Annotated in this window: 2 protein-coding genes; both read left to right on the top strand. The window is 36.9% G+C overall.

The window, feature by feature from the left end; genetic code table 11:
• Positions 1-316, top strand: a 316-nt coding sequence (acpS, locus tag C1I98_RS46610; protein WP_111172258.1) for a holo-ACP synthase, incomplete at its 5' end; no start/stop codon positions are given.
• Position 317: 1 nt separating this feature from the next.
• A partial coding sequence (locus C1I98_RS46605) for an alanine racemase (RefSeq protein WP_199537593.1) occupies positions 318-469 on the top strand: 152 nt, incomplete at its 3' end.

Here is a 469-nt window from a genome sequence, read left to right as displayed (position 1 = left end):
ATTTAAAACTCTCCACAATCCAGCAACGTTTATTCAAAAGGTTTTGACGCCTACTGAATTTGATGAGTTTGAAGCTAAGAAAGGTCAACGCGCGTATGAATTTTTAGCAGGGCACTTTTCGGTTAAAGAATCATATAGTAAAGCTTACGGGACAGGATTAGGTAAAAAACTTAATTTTCAAGACATCGAAATTAATTACGATGGGGTTGGAAAACCTAAGATTGTTAAACATCCGTTTAGTGGAACCGTACATGTGTCAATTTCCCATTCTGACCACCATGTTGTAACACAGGTAATTTTAGAGGGGGATAATTGAAATGGTTGTAGGGATACATCGTCCCAGCAAGCTAGTTATTAATGCTGAGGCAATTACAAATAATGTAAAAAATGAGATTAGTCGATTAGATGGACACAGTGAATTATTTGCCGTGGTTAAGGCTAATGGCTATGGACATGGAATTGTAGAAAC

It is taken from the genome of Spongiactinospora gelatinilytica (assembly GCF_003236385.1).
Taxonomy (GTDB): domain Bacteria; phylum Actinomycetota; class Actinomycetes; order Streptosporangiales; family Streptosporangiaceae; genus Spongiactinospora; species Spongiactinospora gelatinilytica.
Note: the sequence above shows the minus strand (reverse complement) of the source record. Positions and strands in the feature narration are given on the sequence as shown.